Genomic DNA, 19,703 nt, shown 5'->3' on the forward strand with positions numbered 1-19,703 from the left:
GCAAAGGCCGGTTTTCGCAGCAAATGCCGCATTTGGGATACGATCCAGGCGACGGGCACCCGGCAATGTGGCAGAGTTGTCCCATGAGTTTGCAGACTGAAGCCCCCACGCCGCTCGAAGAGCTTCCCCTTGCCGTCACCGCCAATCCGCCCGGTGACGCCCTGGTGGAAACCCTCACCGCAGCCCTGGACAAAGTGGCGGACGCGGCCACCGCGGACGATCCGGTGGAGATGGTCCATGACGCCCGCAAGGCGCTGAAGGAATATCGCGCGCTGCTGCGGCTGGTCCCCGGCGATGCGGCAAAGACGGCCCGCCACGCCGCGGCGGCCACGGCGCGCACCTTGTCGGCGGCGCGGGACCGGCAGGCGGCCCGCGAAGCGCTGGAGGCGCTGGAAGACGCGGATCTGATCCCCGCTCCCCATGCCGCCCAGGCCATGGCGGTGATCGACGCCCTCCCCCATGCCGCCGCCGAGGATGCGGACCACCGGGCCGTTCTCCTGGCCTTCCTGGCCACCGCGCGGGCGGATCATGCCGACCATCTCGATACCGCCGCCCGGGCCGCCGATGTGGTGGCCGGCTTGCGCAAGGCCTATGCAAAGGCTTACGCCGCAAAAGATTGGAGCCGGCCGGAGAGCCTGCACGACTTGCGCAAGCGCGTGGTGACCCATCGCTACCAGATGGCGTTCGCCGCCGACATCAGCCGCGGCGGCAAGGGCGGGAAGCGGGCGCGCAGCGCCCAGCGCCTGCGCGATATTCTCGGCCTCTACCAGGATCTGGAGGCGCTCAAGCTGATCCTGGCCGCCGCCCTCGGCACCGCGCACGAGGCGGTCATGTCCGACATCGCCGCCGCCACCCGCACCTTCCAGCGCAAGCTGGTGAAGCAGGCGCAAGCCCGCCACGCCCAGCTGTTCCGCCACCGCCCGCGCCAGTTCGAGGACCGGCTGCGGCGCCGGTTCGCCCCACCATCCCTCTGATCGGAAAGCGCTTTTTCAGCTTCCCACCCGCAAGGGCGCGCCCATCTTGCGCAGGCAGGCGATCACCGAAAGGGCGGTGATGCGGCCGGTCTTGGGGTTGTCGCTGGGGATGTTCTCGATGGTCATGGAGAAGCTGGCGCTGTCCGCATCCACTTCGATGGAGTGGGTGTTGCGGGTCAGTGCCGGGTCGGCCCAGATGTCCAAGGTGGTGCGGTCGGGGCCGATGCCGGCCAGCGACAGGGCGACCGCCACATTGAGATTGGCCGGGAAGCCCACCGCCGCCTCGCGCGGGGTGCCGGAAAACACCTTCAGAGGCGCCGAAAGGCTTGAAATATCGATGTTATTGGCCACCAGATAGGGGGCGCCGAGCAGGCCCTTCACCGGCTTGCGGGTGGTCATGCGCACCGAGCGGATCTCGCCCTCCGCCGCGGCGGTGACCGCATCCAGGCCCAGCAGCGCGCCGGACGGGACCACGATCTGGCCACCATAAGTCTTTGCCAGATCGATCAATTCCGGATGGGCGAGCAGGGCGCCGGAACTGAGCACCACCACGATCTTGCCCGCCTTCAGGAACGGGCTGGCGATCTCCGGCAGCAAGGCCGCTGGGGCGCATTCGACCACGATATCGGCCAGGGGCTCCAGGTCTTCAATGGCCACCACCTCCACCGGGGTGGCAAGGCCGGCGAGGCGGGTGCGGGCGGCGTCCCGGTCGCGGGCGGACACCGCGGTCAGGCGGCAGCCGGGAAGGCCGGAATCCAGCGCCCGCGCCACGTCCAGGCCGACGGCCCCCAGGCCAGCAATGGCCACCCGCGCCGGCTGGCGCCCATTCGACTGCCCGCTCATGTGATCCCCTTCGCGCCTGGAATACCCCGTCAACACCGGTTTGCTCGATAGCATCGTCCCGCCGTCCGGCGCCAGCGCGAAGGCGCGCCCAGGGTGGGTGCGACCGCGCAAGAAAAAGGCCGGCACGCGGCCAGCCTCTTCCGTCCGATACAAGAAAATACATTGCTTTACAGCATGTTAGGCCAAGACCTACGCATCACGCCTTGGGCTTGGCCAAGGCGTAGCACATGTCCAGATGCATCTGAATGATGGGCAAAGTCTTCTTGGCGAAGGCCTGGAGCACCGGATTGTCGCCGCCCTTGGCGTAGCCGGCGAACAGGCCCACCGCATCCTGGTGGCCCTTGGTCTGCACCGCGATGTAATCGGCGTCGAATGCCGCGCCCTTTTCAGACTTCAGGCGCGCCAGAATGGCATCAAAATCCGCCCCGAGGCCGGGCGGCGGGGTGATGCCTGCATTGGACTTGCCCAGCGCGGCCACAAATCCCTTCCCGATCTTGGTATGATCGGAAATCATCTTGCGCGCAAACACCCGCACCTTGCGGTTCTTGCTGTTCTGCAATGCCACCTGGCTGGTGACGATCTCGAATTGGTTGGCCGCCGCCGCGGTTTCGATGAAGGCCTTGGTGCTGGGCACGGTGGCCGCCGCGGCCAGCGCCGCCGGGGTCGGCTGGCCGGCGGGCGGGGCGGCGTGGGTCATCGCCATGGTGGGGGCCATGGTGGGGGCCATGGTCTGGGCGAGGGCGCCAGGCGCGCTCGCCATCAGGACGCCGCCGACCACAAGTGCGCCCGCGAAAGAGTTAAATGTCACGCGCATATCGCCCCACTCCCCATGATTTACGTGTGTATGATACCTACATTCCGTGACGCTTTCCCACAATTCACCAAATGCGACACCCTGTGGCACGGGCATGTCCCATGACACGCCCTATTGCGGCATCACCACCGGCTTGGTGGCGGGGAAGCGGGCGATGGTTGCCGCATCCACATTCAGGTGCTGAGACACCATCGCCCGCGGCGTATGGGCGAGCCAGTCGGACAGCGACACATCCTGGAACTCCGGGGCGCGGAACACCTCCAGGAACACCAGGTCGGTGGTGCCGGTGTTGCGCACATAATGGCCGAGCGACTTCTTCACATAGCCGATGTCGCCGGGCTTGAAATTCTGCGTCACCGCCTTGGGGCCGGTGGCGAAGATGGTCATCTCCGCTTCGCCGGCGATGTAATATTGCCACTCGTCCGCATTGGGGTGCCAGTGCATCTCCCGCAGCCCGCCGGGATGCACCGTCACCAAGGCGGCGGCGATGGTGGTGGAGGCGGGGAAGTTGCGGCTGTCGACGATGCGCGCCTCGCCGCCCTTGGTGCTGCGGCTGGGGGCCATGCCGGCCAAATCGAAGGTGGAGGCCCGCGGCATCCGCCCGACGCTGCCGGCGGCCTCCGCCTGCTCGGCGGCGAGCGGGCCGGGCATGGCGCCCTGGAAGATGTAGAGATCGTCCAGCGGAATGCGGGCGAAGGTCTCCGCCGGCAGGCCGAAGTTCAGCGCCAGCACCTCCGGCGGGGTGTGGGCCATCCATTCGGTCAGCATCAGGGTGCTGTATTCGCTGGCCTTGCCATCGTCGAAGCAGAGGATGAATTCGGTGCCGTCGGGCCCGATGCCCTGGAGCGAATGGGGCAGGCCGGCGGGGAAATACCACAGCCCGCCCTCGCCCACGTCCTCCACATTGGCGCGGCCGGCGGCATCGATGGTGGTGATGCGGCAGGCGCCCTTGGTGACATAGGCCCATTCCGCCTGCTGGTGCCAATGCATCTCGCGGATGCCGCCGCGGGTCAGGCGCATGTTGACGCCGGAGATCTGCTCGGAGATGGCGAAATCCGCCTGGGTCACCTGCCGCGCCCAGCCGCCGTTCTGCACCCGGCGGGGAGCGTTGTTGAACGAGGCCCAGAACATCGGCATGTCGCCCACGTCGGTGGCCGGCGGCGAAAAGGCGCCGGGGAACTGGCTGGCCAGCGCCGGATTCTGCGGGCCGGGATCGGTGGCGCTGGAGGGATTGCTCAGGGTGTTGGTCACCCCCTGCGGCGGGCGGTCGGGATTGCCGAAACTGGCGGCCTGGGCGGCGGAGGCGGCGGTCATCACCGTCCCGGCGGCGGCCGCGGCCAGCAGATTGCGACGAGAGAGCGGGTCCATGGCTGTCTTCCCTGCGGTTCCGGTGCTGCGCCGGCCGCTTCGATTATAGCGCGCCCCGCGCCGGGGGCGCTGACCGCAAGATCATTTCATGCCATCTTTCCCCTCTGGTCTTCCCACTTCCCACGCTCCGGGATCGCTTGCCCATGCCGCTCGCGCTCGTGTCCATCGCCACCGAAGCCGAGCCCCTCGACGGCTTGCTCTACACGCCGGACACCGGGCCGGTGCGCGCGGCGGCGCTGCTGATGCACGGCAATTGCCATAATTTCTACACCGGCCCGTCGCGCTTCCTGCCCCCGGTGCTGCTGGAGCGCGGCATTGCGTGCCTGGCCTTCAACCGGCGCGGCCATGACATGGTGACCTCGCTCACCGGCCGGGCGGTGGGCGGCGGCTCGTTCCAATTGGCGCGCGAAGCCATCGCCGACAACCGGGCGGCCGCGGACTTCCTCGCCGCGCGCGGCTTCACCCATCCCATCGTCATCGGCCACAGCAATGGCGGCATGCTGGCGGCCCAGCATTGCGCCGACGATTATGGCGCGCCGCGCGCTTTGGTGCTGATGTCGGCCCATAGCGGCGGCACCTCGAACGTTCCGCTCATGAGCGGCCTCGGCCTGTTCGCCCAGGATCGATTGCCGGAACTCACCGCCACCGCGCAGGCGATGGTGGACGCGGGACGCGGGCGCGAACTGATGCTGCTGCCGGACTGGTGGTGGGTGATCAGCGCCGAGAGTTTTCTCGACCGGGTGCACAACACCCCCGATACGCTGGTCAATGCCCCAAGGGTCCGCTGCCCGACGCTCTATCTGCGCGGCGACCAGGAATCCCCCGCCGGCTATCCCGCCGAGGCCTTCGGCGCCGCCGCCACCGCCCCGTGCGATGTCTGGGTGCTGCCGAATTGCGATCATTTCTATACCGGCCAGGAGCAGCAGGTGGCGGTTCAGGTGGCCGACTGGATTGATCGCACCTGCGGTTTCACCGCCCCCTGAGGCGCCCCAACGCCCTGCGACACAAGCCGCGCGACGGCCCGCCGCAGCCCCTGCGGCCAAGCTGAACGCCCATGCGGCATTGCAGCAATGCGGGGGTACGTCTCGTCGCAGCGACACCGGCTATCGTCGCCGCAACACCTGTTGCAATGTTATAAGTCCTCTCATGTGCAACCACCGGGCGCGTTTCGGCCCGGCAGCGTTCAGCAGAAGGACAACTCGCGTGAGCACCGTCCCGACGGCACGCCCGGCGCCTCCCGCAGGCGCGGCCCCCGCCCGTGCGCCCCGCCCCGCCCATTATGCCGCACGCGCCGGTGGCCGGCTCGCTGCGTATCCCTTCATGGCAGCGGATGTCGCCGGTGCCGGAGTGTGCGCTTCCGGGAGCCGCCCGCGTCTTGCGGCGGCCCCAGCACATCTCACCGTCTGCAAAGGTATCGCATCATGTTCGGTCTGACCGCCCTGGAACTGGCGCGGATCCAGTTCGGCTTCACCATCTCGTTCCACATCGTGTTTCCCGCCATCACCATCGGACTGGCCAGCTATCTGGCGGTGCTCGAGGGGCTGTGGCTGTGGAAGAAGGACGGGACCTATCGCGACCTCTACCATTTCTGGTCCAAGGTCTTCGCCGTCAACTTCGCCATGGGCGTGGTCTCCGGCCTGGTGATGGCCTACCAGTTCGGCACCAACTGGAGCTATTTCTCCGCCTTCGCCGGCGGCGTCACCGGCCCGCTGCTGGCCTATGAGGTGCTCACCGCCTTCTTCCTGGAGGCGGGCTTTCTCGGCGTGATGCTGTTCGGCTGGAACAAGGTGGGGCCGGGATTGCACTTCTTCGCCACCGTCATGGTGGCGCTGGGCACGCTGGTCTCCACCACCTGGATTCTGGCCTCCAATTCCTGGATGCAGACCCCGCAGGGCTTCGAGATCATCGGCGGGCGGGTGGTGCCCACCGACTGGCTGGCGGTGATCTTCAACCCCTCCTTCCCCTATCGCCTCGTCCACATGACGCTGGCGGCGTATCTCGCCACGGCCCTGTTCGTGGGCGCCTCGGGCGCCTGGCATCTGCTCAAGGGCCGCCAGACCCCGGCCATGCGCACCATGTTCTCCATGTCGCTGTGGATGCTGCTGCTGGTGACCCCGCTGCAGATCTATGCGGGCGATTCCCACGGCCTCAACACGCTGAAGTATCAGCCGGCCAAGCTCGCGGCTATCGAAGGCCATTGGGAGAATGTGCCCGGCGAGGCGGTGCCGCTGATCCTGTTCGGCTGGCCGGACATGGCCAAGGAGACCACCCGCTGGGCGGTGGAAATCCCCCATCTGGGAAGCCTGCTGCTGACCCATAGCTGGGACGGCCAGATCCCCGCTTTGAAGGAATTTGCCCCCGAGGACCGGCCCAACTCCACCGTGGTGTTCTGGACCTTCCGCATCATGGTGGGCCTGGGCATGCTGATGCTGCTGCTGGCGGTGGGCGGGGCGTGGCTGCGCTGGCGCGGCACCCTCTATGAGAACCGCCTGTTCCTGTGGTTCGCCCTGCTCATGGGCCCCACCGGCATCATCGCCATCCTGGCCGGCTGGTTCACCACCGAGATCGGCCGACAGCCCTGGATCGTCTATGGGGTGATGCGCACCAAGGACGCGGTCTCCAACCATTCGGCGCTGGCGCTGTCCGCCACGCTGGGCCTGTTCTTCGTGATGTATTTCTTCGTGTTCGGCACCGGGCTCAGCTACATGCTGAAACTGGTGGGACGCGGCCCCGACGCCCACGAGCCCCCGCCCCATGGCGAGAGCGACGGCGGCAAGAAGCAGGCCGGCGGGCCGCAGAACATGCGCCCGTCCCGGCCGCTGTCGGCGGCGCCCGACGACGTGTCGCCCACCCCTTCTTCCAGCACGGGAGCCTGACGCACATGGGCATCGATCTCCCCCTCATCTGGGCCGGCATCATCGGCTTCGGCCTGATGATGTATGTGGTCATGGATGGTTTCGACCTCGGCATCGGCATCCTGTTCCCGTTCGTGCAGGATCGCACCGACCGCGACACCATGGTCAACACCGTCGCCCCGGTGTGGGACGGCAACGAGACCTGGCTGGTGCTGGGCGGCGCCGGCCTGCTGGCGGCGTTTCCGCTGGCCTATTCGGTGCTGCTGAGCGCGCTCTATCTGCCGCTGGTGACCATGCTGGCCGGGCTGATCTGGCGCGGGGTGGGGTTCGAGTTCCGCTTCAAGGCGGACGAGAGCCACAAATGGTTCTGGGACCATGCCTTCGCCTGGGGCTCCTATATCGCCACCTTCTCGCAAGGGGTGTGCCTCGGCGCCTTCATCAACGGCTTCACCGTCACCGGCCCGTCCTATGACGGCGGGGCGCTGGAGTTCCTGACCCCGTTCAGCATCTTCACCGGCCTGTCGCTGCTGGTGGCCTATGCGCTGCTCGGTGCGACCTGGCTGATCATGAAGACCGAAGGCAATCTGCAGGCGCGCATGGTGGCGCTGGCCCGGCCCATCACTCTGGCGCTGCTGGTGGTGATCGGCCTGGTGAGCCTATGGACGCCGCTGGTGCATGAAGAGGTGGCGCAGCGCTGGTTCACCTTGCCGAACCTGTTCTTCTTCGCGCCCATTCCGGTGCTGGTGCTGGGCACGGTGGCTCTGATGCTGAAGGTGCTGCAGCGGGAGACCCATGCCGCGCCGTTCCTGCTGGCCCTGGCGCTGTTGTTCTTCGGCTATAGTGGGCTGGCCATCAGCCTCTATCCCAACATCATCCCGCCCTCGGTCTCCATCTGGGACGCCGCCGCCCCGGCCGAGAGCATGGGCTTCACTTTGGTGGGGGCGCTGTTCATCATCCCCATCATCCTGGCCTATACCGCGTGGTCCTATTATGTGTTCCGCGGCAAGGTGAAGGCGGGGGAGGGCTACCATTGACCCCCGCCGCCGAGCGCCCCTCCTGGCTGAAGCGGATCGGCTGGCTGGTGCTGATCTGGGCGCTGAGCGTCGGCGCGCTGGGGCTGTTCGCCCTGGCGTTCCGCGTGATCATGCGCAGCGTGGGGCTCTCCCCCTAGCTGCGGGGCTCAGGCGCTGATGCGGTCCGCCGCCTCCACCTCGCCGCCCAGATAGGCGGCGCGCACATGGGGATCGGCGATCAGCGCCTCGCCGGAGCCCTCCATGACGATGCGCCCCGCCTCCAAGAGATAGGCGTGGTCGCACAGTTCCAGCGCCGCATAGGCATTCTGCTCCACCAGCAGCACGGTGGCGCCGCCATCGCGGATGGCGCGGATGATGGTGAGCACCTGCTCGACGATGTTCGGCGCCAGCCCCAGCGAGGGCTCATCGAACAGCACCAGCTTGGGCCGCGACATCAGCGCCCGGCCGATGGCCAGCATTTGCTGCTCGCCGCCCGACAGCGTGCCCGCCGCCTGAGAGCGACGCTCGGCCAGGCGGGGAAAGTCGTTGTAGACCCGCGCATAATCCGCCCGCACCCCGGCGGGGTCATTGCGCAGATAGGCGCCCATGGCGAGATTTTCCGCCACGCTCATATGCGGAAACACCCGCCGGCCTTCCGGGCAATGGGCGATGCCCAAAGCCAGCATGCGGCGGGGATCAGCGCCGGTGACATCCTGGCCCTCGAACCGGATCGTGCCGGAGCGCGGCTTCACCAGCCCGGAGATGGCGCGCAAGGTGGTGGACTTGCCGGCGCCATTGGCGCCCACCAAAGCCACCAGCCGCCCCGCTCCCACCTCCAGCGACAGGCCCTTGAGCGCGCTCACCTGCCCGTAGGCGCAGACCAGATCGGTGATCTCAAGCATGGGCGGCCTCCTGCTCTGCCGCTTTGGCGGCGCTCTTGCCCAGATAGGCCTCGATCACCGCCGGATTGGCGCGGATCGCCGCCGGCGGGCCTTCGGCGATGAGGCGGCCATAGTTCAGCACCACGATGCGGTCGGACACCTCCATCACCATGGGCATGTCGTGCTCCACCAAAAGGATGGTGACGCCGCGCGCGCGGATGGTGCGCAGCAATTGCACGAACACCTGGGTCTCGGAGGCATTCATGCCCGATACCGGCTCATCCAGCAGCAGCATGGCCGGGCGGGTGGCCAGCGCCAGCGCCACCCCCACCAGGCGCTGCTCGCCATAGGACAAGGCCCCCGCCATCTCGTCCGCCCGGTGGGCCAGGCCCACCAGATCGAGAATGCCATAGGCCGTGTCCCGCGCCGCGCGCTCGGCGGCGCGCTCGCGCGGCAGGTTGAAGATGGCGTCGATCAGCCGCCCCGAGCCCTCGCGATGGAGGCCGATCAGCACATTCTCCAGCACCGTGTCATTGGCGAACACGCTGGTGCGCTGGAAGGTGCGCGCCAGCCCCAGCCGGGTGATGGCGTGCGGCTTCAGCCCCGCCAGCGGCACGCCCTGGAACCGCACCTCCCCCTGCGTGGGCTTGAGGAAGCCGGTGATGACGTTGAACGCCGTGGTCTTGCCGGCGCCATTGGGGCCGATGAGGCTGAGGATCTCGCCGGGGCGCACGTCGAAATGCAGATCGGCGATGGCGGTGAGGCCGCCGAAGCGCACCGCCACGTGATCCACGCACAGGATGGGCTTTGCTTCGCTGACCGAAACACTCATGGCTGGCCCTCCGCTTCCAGGGGTTTGGGCGCCGCCATCGGTTTCCGGCGGCGGGGGGCGAACAGATCCTCCAGCTTCGGCACGATGCCGCGGGGCATCACGAACAGGATCAGGATCAGCACCGCGCCATAGACGATCCACTGCGCCTCCGGCGCCATCACCGGCCGCAGCGCCACCGGCAGAAGGCCGAAAATCAGCCCGCCCACCACCGGGCCGGCCAAGGTGCCCTTGCCGCCGCTCACCACCATGATGACCATGGTCACCGTGGTGGCGAAGATGAAGATATCCGGATCGACGATGCGGAAATAATGCGCATAAAGCGAGCCCGCCGCCCCGGCCATGGCGGCAGAGGCTGTGGCGGCGATGGTCAGCGTGCGGGTGGCATTCACCCCCACGGAGAGGGCGAGTGCCTCATTCTCCTTCAGCCCGCGCATGGCGCGGCCGAAGCGCGAGCGGGTGAAGCGCATCACCACCAGATAGCTGAGCGCCGCCACCGCCAGCACCAGATAATAATTCTGCACCTTGGTGCGGAAGATCATCTCGCCCACGCCCGGCAAGCCGAGGCGCATGGCGGGAATGCCGGTGAGCGCCAGCGGCCCCTGGGTCAGCTCCACCCAATTCAGCGCCACCAGCCGCACCACTTCGGCGAACGAGATGGTGACGATAACGAAATAGGCCCCACGCACCCGGAACGACAGCCGCCCCACCAGATAGCCCGTTGCGCCGGCGATCAACACCGCCAGGACGAAGCCGACGACCGGCGGCCACGGCTCATGCACCACCCGCCAGCCGAACAGCAGCTCCGCATCGAAGCCCAGCGCGGTGAGCGCGCTCACATAAGCGCCGATGCCGAAGAAGGCCACATGCCCGAGGCTGAGCTGGCCGGTATAGCCCAGCAGCAGATTGAGGCTCATGGCGCCGATGGTGAAGATGCCGGTCTGGATCAGCGCATTGAGCAGATAGGGATCGCTCAAGCCCAGCGGCAGCAGCGCCAGGATGACCAGGAGGAGAAGGGGGAAATAGCGCATCATCCGATCCGCTCCGCGCGGGCGAACAGGCCGGTGGGCTTGACCAGCAGCACCGCGATGATGATGAGAAAGCCCATGGCGTCGCGATAGCCCGAGGACACGTAGCCGGCCCCAAATTCCTCCGCCAAGGCAAGGATAAAGCCGCCGATGGTGGCGCCGGTGATGGAGCCGAGCCCGCCGAGAATGACGATGGCGAAGGCTTTGACCGCCGCCAGATCGCCCATCTGCGGGAACACCACATAGACCGGCCCCAGCAAGGCGCCGGCGGCAGCAGCCAGACTGGAGCCGATGGCGAAGGTGGCGGTGTAGATGAAGCCCACATTCACCCCCATCAGCGCCGCCGTGTCCGCATCCTGGAAGCTGGCGCGCATGGCCCGGCCCAATTTGGTGCCGTTGATGGCGCCATAGGTGATCGCGATCAGCGCCAGCGCGGCGGCGAACACGAACACCCGCAGCCAGGACAAGGACACCGGGCCGATCTGCAATGGCGCATCGGGAAAGGGCGAGGGAATGGCTTTGGCGACGCCGCCGAAGATCCACAATGTGCCCGATTGCAGGATGATGCCGGCGCCGATCATCACCAGCATGGTGGTATCGATATCCGAGCCGCGCAGCGGGCGCAGCAGCACGAACTCGATCACCGCCCCCAGCACCAGCCCGGCGAGGATGGCCACCGGCAGCGCCAGGAAGAAGTCCAGCCCCAGCGCCACCGAGGCGATGTAGGCGGCATAGGCGCCGAAGGTATAAAGCGCGCCATGGGTGAAATTCACCACATTCATGATGCCGAAGATCAGCGTCAGGCCGATGCCCAGCAGCGCATAGGTGCCGCCGAGCACCAGCGTATTGGCGAGATGTTGCAGGGCTTGCGTCACGGGCGGCTCCGAAATGAGCGGAAGATCAGGAATTGGTCAGAGAAGGCCCCGCCCGGCACGGCGCCGGGCGGGGATTGGTGGCCGTTTGCGACCACAAAGGCGCTCGATGCGCCCTCGGTCGTCAGACCCGAATGACTCTACCGGTCGTCATGCCCGGCCTTGTGCCGGGCATCCACGCCGCGCGGCTTGCGCCAACGTCAGAGGACGTGTCCAAGCCCAACCGCGTGGATGGCCGGGACAAGCCCGGCCATGACGAATGGAGAGGGTGTGGAGGAAGGGCTAGGAGCACCCCTCCAGGCCGAGCCCGGCCATGACCAAGGGAGGGACCTGCGCCCCTGCCGGCACAGCCCGTCAGAGATTGACCAGGCTGACCTTCCCGCCCTCGATCTTGATGAGATAGACCAGAGGCTTGCTCTGGCCGCTCTCCTTGCCTTCGGGGCCGGACTTGGCGAAGGCGATGGGGCCGTTGAGGCCGGTGAGCTTCACTTCCCAGAACCCCTTCTGGATCGCCTTCGGCTCGGCGGCGCCGCCCTTCTCGATGGCGGCGGCGATGGTGCGGATGCCGTCATAGCCGCGGAAGCTCTCGGTGGCGCCGGCGAATTCGAAGCCGCGCTTCTTCCACTCGCCGAGGAAATAAGCGGTGGCGGCGGGATCGGGGGTCTGGGCCGGATCCCACGGCAGGAAGGTGGTGAGGTGCATGGTGCCCTCGGCCGCCGCCCCGGCCTGGGCGATGATCTGGTCCGGATTCTGCGAGCCGCCGGTGGTGATCACCCGCTTCTTAAGCCCCAGCGCCGCCATCTGCTTGAAGATGAGGGTCAGCTGGTCCACCGCCGTGGTGATGATGATGGTGTCGCTGTCGGAGGCCTTGATCTTGGCCAGCTGCGCGCTCATGTCCTGCGCCGCAGGGTCCATGGTCTCCACCAGGCCCACCTGCACGCCCTTGGTCTTGAACATGGCGCCGAAATCCAGCGAGGCGCCGCGGCCCCAGTCATTGTTGATGACCAGGAAATCCACCTTCTTCAGGCCCAGCTTGTCCACCTTGGGCGCGAACAGTTCCGCCTCCAGCGCCGAGGGCGGCGAGATGCGGAAGATATAGGGATTGCCCGAGGTGGTGATCTTGCCGGAGGAGGAGGTCTCCACCAGCATGGGCACTTCATAATCCATCAGTTTGGGCATCACCGCGAGCGTCAGGCTGGAGCCCCAGGCGCCCATCATCACCGGGGTCTTGTCGGAGGTGATCAGCTTTTCAGCAACGGCTGCCGCCTCGGTGGGGTTGCTCTTATTGTCCTCGATCACCAATTCGATCTTCTTGCCGAGCACGCCGCCCTTGGCGTTGATCTCGTCGGCGGCGATCTTGGCGCCGTTCACCACATAGGTGCCGGAGGCGGCGAACGGGCCGGTGAGCGGCTCGTTGACGCCGATCTTGATGGTCTGGGCGGAGGCCGCACTGGCCAAAAGGGTCAGCGACAAGGCGGCAAGCGAGGCAAAGCGGAACGGTGTCGTCATCGCGGTCTCCTGGGGTGAACGTGAAACGGGTGAAGGGGCAGGCGCAAGCAGGCGTGGGCGGTAAAAACGGGCTAGGGCGGGCCGACGCGCGGCGTTCGCCAGCGGGCCAGCCGGGCGGCGGCCAGCGCGAGGAGCAGACGCAGCGGATTGAGCCCGGTGCGCGTTGCGGCGGCAGGCGGCGCCCCCGCCATGAGGGCTTCCAGATTGCGAGCGAAATCGGCGGTGAGCCGCCCGGCGATGTCGCGCACCAGGCCGGGGCGGCCGAACTGCGCCAGCGGCCCCTTCAGCGTGTAGCCCACGGACAGCAGGACTTCGCTGGTGCCCGGCGCCGCGCCGGGACGCACCTGGTAGCGCACCTCGCCCTGGGTGGCGGAACGCCCGCCGGCATCGGCGCCCGCGCCGACGATGCGGCCTCTCAGATTGGCCTCATCCCGCGTCACCTGCGCCGCGCCGCGGAAGGTGGCGCCGATGGGGCCGATCTGGATGCGCATGCCGCCCACCACCTGCTCCGGCGTCGGCATCGCCTCCACGAAGGCGCCGGGCAGACAGGCCGCCACCTCGGGGATGCGCGAGAACACGGCGAACACCGCGTCCGGCGGTTGAGCGAGCGTCAGCATTTGCTCGAAGCTGTGGGCGGGGACGAATGCGGCGTCGATGAGCGGCGCCGGGATCGGGCTCAACCGCACAACGGGTGCGATGCTAACGGCCAGGGGGGCGACGGGCGCCCCCTCCCCCGTGCTTGCATGGGCGCCCACCGGACCAAGCCCTCGTCCGGCGATCTGCGCGGGAATGCCGCGCGCACGGCGATCGGCGATCACCGCCAGCACCGCCCGCACGATGCCCACATAGCCGGTGCAGCGGCAGAGGTTGCCGCTCAGCCCCAGGCGCACCCGGCGCTCGTCCGCCTCGGGCAGGCGCAGCACCAGATCGCGGGCGGAGACCAGCATGCCCGGCGTGCAGAAGCCGCATTGCAGCGCATGCTCGCGATTGAAGGCGGCGCGCAATTCGCCCGCCACTTCATCGTCATCCAGACCCTCGATGGTGGTGACGCTTGCCCCGCCGCAGCTACCGGCGAAGGTGAGGCAGGCGCGGGCCGGCTCGCCATCCAGCAACACGGTGCAGGCGCCGCACACCCCATGCTCGCAGCCCAGATGCGTGCCGGTGAGGTTGAGGTCCTCGCGCACGAAATCCGCCAGATGGGTGCGCGGCTCCACCAAGGCCGAGACGGCGCTGCCGTTGACGGTGAGTGCGACCGTCTGCGCCTCGGGGGCGATGAGCTGATGCACGCTCATGCGGCGGCCCTTTCCTGATCCGATTGCAACGCCTGCACAACAGCGCGGCGCAGCACTTCCCCATGCACATGGCGGTCGGTGGCGTCCGTCACGCCCGCCGCGCGCAAGGCGGCATCGGCGGCGCTCATGTCGAGCGCGAAATGCGCCCCCAGGCAGGCCCGACCGTCCGCGATCACCACCGGCGGACGATCCAGCGCGCCCATCACCAGACAAGCGGTGCCGCGCGCGGGGTCGATCAGCGCCACGCCGATGGCATGGGCGAACTCGCCCACCTTGCGGGCATGCTTCACATAGCCGAAGCGGGCGGTGGGCGCGGGCACCGGCAGGCGCACCGCCACCAGCATCTCGCCCGGCCACAGCGCGGTGGAGAGGGCGCCGGTGAGGAAATCGCCCAGCGCCAGACGGCGGCGGCCGTTGGGGCCGGCCAGCTCGACGGACGCATCCAGCGCGCTGAGCGAATTCACCCAATCGGCGGCGGGGTCCGCATGGCACAGGCTCCCGCCAATGGTGCCGCGATTGCGCACGGCGCGATAGGCGATGCCCCCCGCCACCCGCGCCAGCAGCGCGGCGAGCGGGTCGCTGTCATCGCCGAGCGCGATGCGGCCATCCTCGATGTCCGCATGGGTCACCAAGGCGCCCAGCACCAGCGCCTCGCCGTCGCGGGCGCAAGTGCGCAATTCAGCGAGACCGGCGATGTCCAGCACCAGATCGGGCTCGGCGAGACGCAGATTGAGCATGGGACCCAGAGACTGGCCCCCGGCCATGATCTTTACCGCCCCGCCGGGCGCGAGCAGCGCGAGGGCTTCCGTGAGATCGCGCGGGCGATGCAGAGCGAAGGGCGCGGGCTTCATGCGGCGTCCCTCCGGCTGAGGGCGGCGCGCGCCGCCAGGATGGCGTCGACGATGCGGCGCGGGGTGACGGGCGAGTGCAGCATCTCCACGCCCAGCGGGCGCAGCGCGTCATTGATGGCATTGGCCACCGCCGCCGGCGGGGCGATGGCGCCGCCCTCGCCAATGCCCTTCACACCGAAGCGGGTGTAGGGCGAGGGCGTCTCCATATGGTCGATGCGCGGCTCCGGCACCTCAGCGGCGCCGGGCAGCAGATAGTCGGCGAGCGTCGAGGCCAAGGGCTGGCCGGCGGCATCGAAGCGCATCTCCTCATAGAGCGCGGTGCCCAGCCCCTGAGCGAGGCCGCCATAGATCTGGCCGTCCACCACCAGGGGATTCACCAGGGTGCCGCCATCTTCGACGATGACGTAGTCGAGGATCTCCACCGCGCCCAATGCCGGGTCCACCGCCAGCACCACCGCATGGGCGGCATAGCTGAAGGTGCCGCTGTCGCGCACCGGCTTGTAGCCGGCGGTGACTTCCAGCCCGCCCGCATCCACGCCGGGGGGCAGGTCCTGCGGCCGGCGATACCAGATGTGCGCGATCTGCGAGAGCGATACGTCGCCGGTGGGGCCGATCACCCGGCCGTCGGCTACCCGCACGTCGGTGAGATCCGCTTGCAAGAGATGGGCGCCGATGCGGCGGGCGCGCTCGGCCAATTCGGTGCAGGCGGTGGCGACCGCGCCGCCGGCCATCACCATCACGCGCGAGCCCCAGCTGCCGGTGGAATACGGCGTCATGGCGGTGTCGCCATGGACCAGGCGGGTGCGCGCCACCGGCACGCCGAGGATCTCATGCGCCACCTGGGCGAGCGTCGTCTCCAGCCCCTGGCCGTGGGAATGGGCGCCGATGCGCAGTTCCAGGCCGCCATCGGGCGTGAAGCGGGCGCCGGCCTGCTCGAAGCCCGGCACCATGGGAATGCCCCAGCCGGAATAGACCGAAGTGCCGTGCGCCGCCTGCTCGCAATAGATGGAGAGGCCGAGACCGATGCGCCGGCCGTCGTCTTCGCCGCGCGCCTGCCGGGCGCGCACGCCGGCCGCATCGATGGAAATGAGCGCCCGCTCAAGCGCCTGGGGATAATCGCCGCTGTCGAAATGCTTGGCGGTGATGTTGTTGAACGGCATCTGCTCGGGCCGCACCAGGTTTTTCAGCCGCACCACTTCGGGGGCAAGGCCGGCGGCGGCGGCCACCGCGTCCAGCGCCAGTTCCAAAGCGAAGCACACGCCGGTGCGCGCCACGCCGCGATAGGGCAGGATCGGGCATTTGTTGGTGGCCACCGACCAGGTGCGGCAGCGGAAGGCGGGAAAGTCATAGGGGCCGGGCAGAATGCTCGCCACCTGCGCCGCTTCCAGACACGCGGAAAAGGGATAAGCGGAATAGGCGCCGCTATCGACCGTCGCCTCGCACTCCACGCCGCGCAAGGTGCCGTCGCGGTCGGCATAGAGGGTGATCTCGTAATGGTGCTCGCGGCAATTGGCGTTGGCGGTCAGATGCTCGCGGCGATCCTCCAGCCAGCGCAGAGGATGGCCGCAGCGCTGTGCCAGCCAGCCCAGGCACACCTCCTCCGCCAGCAATATGGCCTTGTATCCGAAGCCGCCGCCCACGTCGGGCGAGACGATGCGGATGCGGCCTTCCTCCAGGCCCAGGCATTCGGCGAGGCCGGTGCGCACGATATGCGGCATCTGGCTGGCGGTATGGAACACCATCTGGTCGGCGCGATGATCCAGATGCACCACCACGCCGCGGCCCTCGATGGGCGCCATGCACTGGCGGGCGGTGGAGATGGTGCGCGAGACCTTGATGGGGGCGTCCAGAGCGGCGGCCATATTGATGTCGACCAAGGTCTCCAGGAAGACATTGTCGCCCCAGTGCTCATGCACCAAAGGCGCGCCGGGCGCGCGGGCGGCGATCATGTCGGAGACGGCGGGCAGTTCGTCCAGATCCAGCGTCACGCGGGCGGCGATGTCCTCGGCTTCCGCGCGGGTGGGGGCGACGCACATGGCGATCAGCTCGCCCACTTGCCGCACCTTGCCGGTGGCCAGCACCGGCTGCTCGGAGACCTTGAACCCCGGCAGGCCGGACACGGCGCGGATGGGCTTCACCCCCTCCAGATCGGCGGCGATGAACACCCGGTGGCGATCCGCCGGGGGAATGGAAATGCCGCGGATGCGCGCATGAGCAAGCGGGCTGCGCACGAAGGCCACGTCCTGCATGCCCGGCAACTTGATGTCGCCCACGAACTGGCCGCGCCCGCGCATGAGGCGGTCGTCCTCCTTGCGCGGCAGGCGGGCGCCGACGCCCTCGCCCGATGATGAGCGCGCGCTCATGCCAGCGCATCTCCCAGAATGGCCTGGGCGGTGCGCACCAGCAGGCCGCCGGGGCGGCGCAATTCCTCCAGGATGGAAAAGTGGTTGGCCCCCACCACCGGAACCAGCGGCCCCGGCGCATGGGCACCGGCGCGCAGGGCATGGAGGGCGCGGGCATCGGCCACCAGAGCCGGCACTTCCGCCGTGCCATAGGCGATGGCGAGCGGCTTCTTCACCACCGGCAGCCGCAGCGGCGAGAGAGTGGCGATCTCATCGTCGGTAAGCTTGAGCGCGGTGTTGAGGAAGGTGTCGCGCAGCGGCCCCAGCTCGAACACGCCGGAAATGGCAAGGCCCGCCGTCACCGCCGGATGGGCCAGATGCAGCGCCGCCAGATGCCCGCCCGCCGACCAGCCGGACACCACCAGCGGCCCGGCGATGCCGTGCGCCGGCCCGTCCGCCTTCAGCACGTCCAGCGCGCTGCCGATCTCGGTCACGATGGCCGCAAGCGACGCCTCCGGGGCCAGGGTATGGCTGGGCATCGCCACCGACCAGCCCGCCGCCGCTGCGCCCTCGGCAAAAGCGGCGAACAGCACGCGGGAATTGCGCTGCCAATAGCCGCCATGGATGAAGACGAGACACGGCGCGGCGGGGTCCGCCGCCGGATAGAGATCGAGCTTCTGCCGCGCGCCCGGCCCATAAGGCACGTCCAGATGGGCGGCATGCGCGGCGCGATAGGCGCTGGCGGCTTCATCGCGCGCCGTCACCCAGGCGGCGCTGTCGGGCACCGCCAGATTGTTGTTATAGGCCGCATCCCGCTCGGCCTGGGACAAGCTGCCCCAGACCGTTTGCGGGGTCGGCGCGGCCGCCTGCGCGCTCACGCCGCCACCGCCGCCGGCAGGATCGGCGAGTCCGCGTCGAAGCGGCGGCCGGCGCGCAGGCAGAAGGCCGGGCGCAACAGGCGCTCGGCCACCACGCGGGTGTCCTCATTGTCGCGCAGCAGGAAGCGGCCGCGATCATCGTGCAGCACCGAGATGTCGGCGGCAAAGCCGGGGGTCAGGGCGCCGATGCGGTCGGTCAGGCCCAGCATCTTGGCCGGGTTTGAGGTGACCATGGGCACCACCTGTTCCAGCGGCAGGCCCAGCGCCAGCATGGAGCTCATGGCCTGGGTCAGGCTGAAGCGGGCCTGGCCCTTGAAGGGGTGGTTCTCGTCGTCATAGTGCTCCGGCGGGGTGCCGGCGGGCGGGGGCACTTCGGTGTTGTAGCCGTGCATGTCGGCGCCCAAGGTGTGCGGCACCACGCCCGCCGCCAGCGCCTTCTTGGCCAGGCGATAGGAGAAGTGGCTGCCGTGGCCCACATCCACCTTCAGGCCGCGATCCAGCGCCCGCTGGATGATGTGGTGCACCTCGCCCTGCTGGTTCACGAAGCCGCCCGGATGGCGGGTAAAGGGATGGGCGAGCACGTCGCCTTCCTTCAGCAGCGGGATCACCCGCTCAATAATGGTGTCGGCGTCTTCGCCATTGGCGCCGCTTTCCGGCAGGCCCCACAGGGTGCCGAAATGCACATAGAGCGGCAGATTGGTCTGGCGGCCGATCTCGGCGGCCATCTCCATCACCTTGATGCCCCAGCGGGCAAAACCGCCGATCTCCGCATGGCCCTTGATGCCGCGCACCAGATCCTTGTTGGCATTGGCCGCGCGCACGGTGGCGTCGATGTCCACCCCGTCCGGGCTGTAGAGATTGGGATAGAAATGCCCTTCCAGCCCGCCCACCAGATACGCGGAGAGGAAGGCATAGATGCGGGTCTCGGCGGGCTCGGCGATGAAGTGCCGGAAGCCCGGCAGGGTCATGCAGGAGGGGCCGCCCTGGTCCACCACGGTGGTGACGCCGGAGCGCACGCCCACCATGTCCGGGTTCAGGCCGAAGCGGCCGGTGACATATTGATAGACGTGGCCATGGGTATCGATCATGCCCGGCAGCACCAGCTTGCCGGAGACATCGATCACCTCGGCGGCGCTGGAGGGCAGAATGGTTTCAGCCACCGCTGCGATGCGGCCGTCGCGCACCGCCACGTCGTACAGGCCGTCGATGCCCGAGGTTGGGCAGATCACCCGCCCGCCGCGCAGCAGCAGGTCATATCCCAATGCGTGGATGCCGGCTGCCTCGGTTCCGGTTACGTCGGTCATGGGGTCGTGCCTCCTGTTATGCGCTTGGTGAGGCCTTCGATGGACGACGG

18 protein-coding genes are annotated in these 19,703 nt (G+C 68.3%); 5 read left to right on the forward strand and 13 right to left on the reverse strand.

Features of this window, described 5'->3' with window-relative positions:
* Window positions 1-83: 83 nt before the first annotated feature.
* On the forward strand, window positions 84-974 hold the full coding sequence (locus tag AAG816_RS08895; protein ID WP_341989249.1) for a CHAD domain-containing protein: 891 nt from the start codon (window positions 84-86) through the stop codon (window positions 972-974).
* A 15-nt stretch (window positions 975-989) separates the two neighbouring features.
* On the opposite strand, the gene AAG816_RS08900 is transcribed toward AAG816_RS08895, so the two are convergent.
* The 3 genes from AAG816_RS08900 to AAG816_RS08910 form a co-directional block, all read right to left on the reverse strand.
* Window positions 990-1,817, reverse strand: a complete 828-nt coding sequence (locus AAG816_RS08900) for an aspartate dehydrogenase (protein ID WP_341989250.1) — start codon at window positions 1,815-1,817, stop codon at window positions 990-992.
* Window positions 1,818-2,013: 196 nt separating this feature from the next.
* Window positions 2,014-2,577 carry a DUF4142 domain-containing protein gene (locus AAG816_RS08905; protein ID WP_341989251.1) on the reverse strand — a complete coding sequence of 188 codons (564 nt, stop codon included), beginning with the start codon at window positions 2,575-2,577 and terminating at the stop codon, window positions 2,014-2,016.
* Window positions 2,578-2,742: 165 nt separating this feature from the next.
* Complete coding sequence (locus AAG816_RS08910) at window positions 2,743-3,999, reverse strand: cupin domain-containing protein (RefSeq protein ID WP_341989252.1); 1,257 nt, start codon at window positions 3,997-3,999, stop codon at window positions 2,743-2,745.
* Window positions 4,000-4,142: 143 nt separating this feature from the next.
* On the opposite strand from AAG816_RS08910, the gene AAG816_RS08915 reads away from it, so the two are divergent.
* The 4 genes from AAG816_RS08915 to AAG816_RS08930 all read left to right on the forward strand — a co-directional run bounded on the left by AAG816_RS08915 (window position 4,143) and on the right by AAG816_RS08930 (window position 8,025).
* Window positions 4,143-4,982 (forward strand): alpha/beta hydrolase, encoded by an 840-nt coding sequence (locus tag AAG816_RS08915; RefSeq protein ID WP_341989253.1) that lies wholly within the window; start codon window positions 4,143-4,145, stop codon window positions 4,980-4,982.
* 438 nt (window positions 4,983-5,420) lie between these two features.
* The gene (locus tag AAG816_RS08920; protein ID WP_341989254.1) at window positions 5,421-6,875 is read left to right on the forward strand and encodes a cytochrome ubiquinol oxidase subunit I; all 1,455 of its coding nucleotides are present in this window, start codon (window positions 5,421-5,423) and stop codon (window positions 6,873-6,875) included.
* 5 nt (window positions 6,876-6,880) lie between these two features.
* Window positions 6,881-7,888 (forward strand): cytochrome d ubiquinol oxidase subunit II, encoded by a 1,008-nt coding sequence (gene cydB, locus AAG816_RS08925; RefSeq protein ID WP_341989255.1) that lies wholly within the window; start codon window positions 6,881-6,883, stop codon window positions 7,886-7,888.
* Window positions 7,885-8,025, forward strand: a complete 141-nt coding sequence (locus AAG816_RS08930; protein ID WP_341989256.1) for a DUF2474 domain-containing protein — start codon at window positions 7,885-7,887, stop codon at window positions 8,023-8,025. The genes cydB and AAG816_RS08930 overlap by 4 nt, the downstream gene beginning before the upstream one ends.
* A gap of 9 nt (window positions 8,026-8,034) precedes the next feature.
* Here AAG816_RS08930 and AAG816_RS08935 read toward each other — a convergent pair whose 3' ends face one another.
* The 10 genes from AAG816_RS08935 to AAG816_RS08980 form a co-directional block, all read right to left on the reverse strand.
* Window positions 8,035-8,769 (reverse strand): ABC transporter ATP-binding protein, encoded by a 735-nt coding sequence (locus tag AAG816_RS08935; RefSeq protein ID WP_341989257.1) that lies wholly within the window; start codon window positions 8,767-8,769, stop codon window positions 8,035-8,037.
* Complete coding sequence (locus tag AAG816_RS08940) at window positions 8,762-9,580, reverse strand: ABC transporter ATP-binding protein (protein WP_341989258.1); 819 nt, start codon at window positions 9,578-9,580, stop codon at window positions 8,762-8,764. The genes AAG816_RS08935 and AAG816_RS08940 overlap by 8 nt, the downstream gene beginning before the upstream one ends.
* A complete protein-coding gene (locus AAG816_RS08945) occupies window positions 9,577-10,611 on the reverse strand; it encodes a branched-chain amino acid ABC transporter permease (protein ID WP_341989259.1) in 1,035 nt (344 codons plus the stop codon). The genes AAG816_RS08940 and AAG816_RS08945 overlap by 4 nt, the downstream gene beginning before the upstream one ends.
* Entirely contained in the window at window positions 10,608-11,480 is an 873-nt protein-coding gene (locus AAG816_RS08950) for a branched-chain amino acid ABC transporter permease (RefSeq protein WP_341989260.1), read from the reverse strand. Before AAG816_RS08950 ends, AAG816_RS08945 begins: the two co-directional genes overlap by 4 nt.
* A 351-nt stretch (window positions 11,481-11,831) precedes the next feature.
* On the reverse strand, window positions 11,832-12,986 hold the full coding sequence (locus tag AAG816_RS08955; RefSeq protein ID WP_341989261.1) for an ABC transporter substrate-binding protein: 1,155 nt from the start codon (window positions 12,984-12,986) through the stop codon (window positions 11,832-11,834).
* A gap of 71 nt (window positions 12,987-13,057) precedes the next feature.
* Window positions 13,058-14,278 (reverse strand): 2Fe-2S iron-sulfur cluster-binding protein, encoded by a 1,221-nt coding sequence (locus tag AAG816_RS08960; protein ID WP_341989262.1) that lies wholly within the window; start codon window positions 14,276-14,278, stop codon window positions 13,058-13,060.
* Window positions 14,275-15,129, reverse strand: coding sequence for an FAD binding domain-containing protein (locus AAG816_RS08965; RefSeq protein WP_341989263.1), 855 nt, complete (start codon window positions 15,127-15,129; stop codon window positions 14,275-14,277). The genes AAG816_RS08960 and AAG816_RS08965 overlap by 4 nt, the downstream gene beginning before the upstream one ends.
* The gene (locus tag AAG816_RS08970) at window positions 15,126-17,492 is read right to left on the reverse strand and encodes a xanthine dehydrogenase family protein molybdopterin-binding subunit (RefSeq protein WP_341989264.1); all 2,367 of its coding nucleotides are present in this window, start codon (window positions 17,490-17,492) and stop codon (window positions 15,126-15,128) included. Before AAG816_RS08970 ends, AAG816_RS08965 begins: the two co-directional genes overlap by 4 nt.
* The gene (locus AAG816_RS08975) at window positions 17,489-18,349 is read right to left on the reverse strand and encodes an alpha/beta hydrolase (protein WP_341989265.1); all 861 of its coding nucleotides are present in this window, start codon (window positions 18,347-18,349) and stop codon (window positions 17,489-17,491) included. Before AAG816_RS08975 ends, AAG816_RS08970 begins: the two co-directional genes overlap by 4 nt.
* A complete protein-coding gene (locus AAG816_RS08980) occupies window positions 18,346-19,653 on the reverse strand; it encodes an amidohydrolase/deacetylase family metallohydrolase (RefSeq protein WP_341989266.1) in 1,308 nt (435 codons plus the stop codon). The genes AAG816_RS08975 and AAG816_RS08980 overlap by 4 nt, the downstream gene beginning before the upstream one ends.
* Window positions 19,654-19,703: the final 50 nt, after the last annotated feature.

It is taken from the genome of Azorhizobium sp. AG788 (genome assembly GCF_943371865.1).
In the GTDB taxonomy this organism is placed as follows: domain Bacteria; phylum Pseudomonadota; class Alphaproteobacteria; order Rhizobiales; family Xanthobacteraceae; genus Azorhizobium.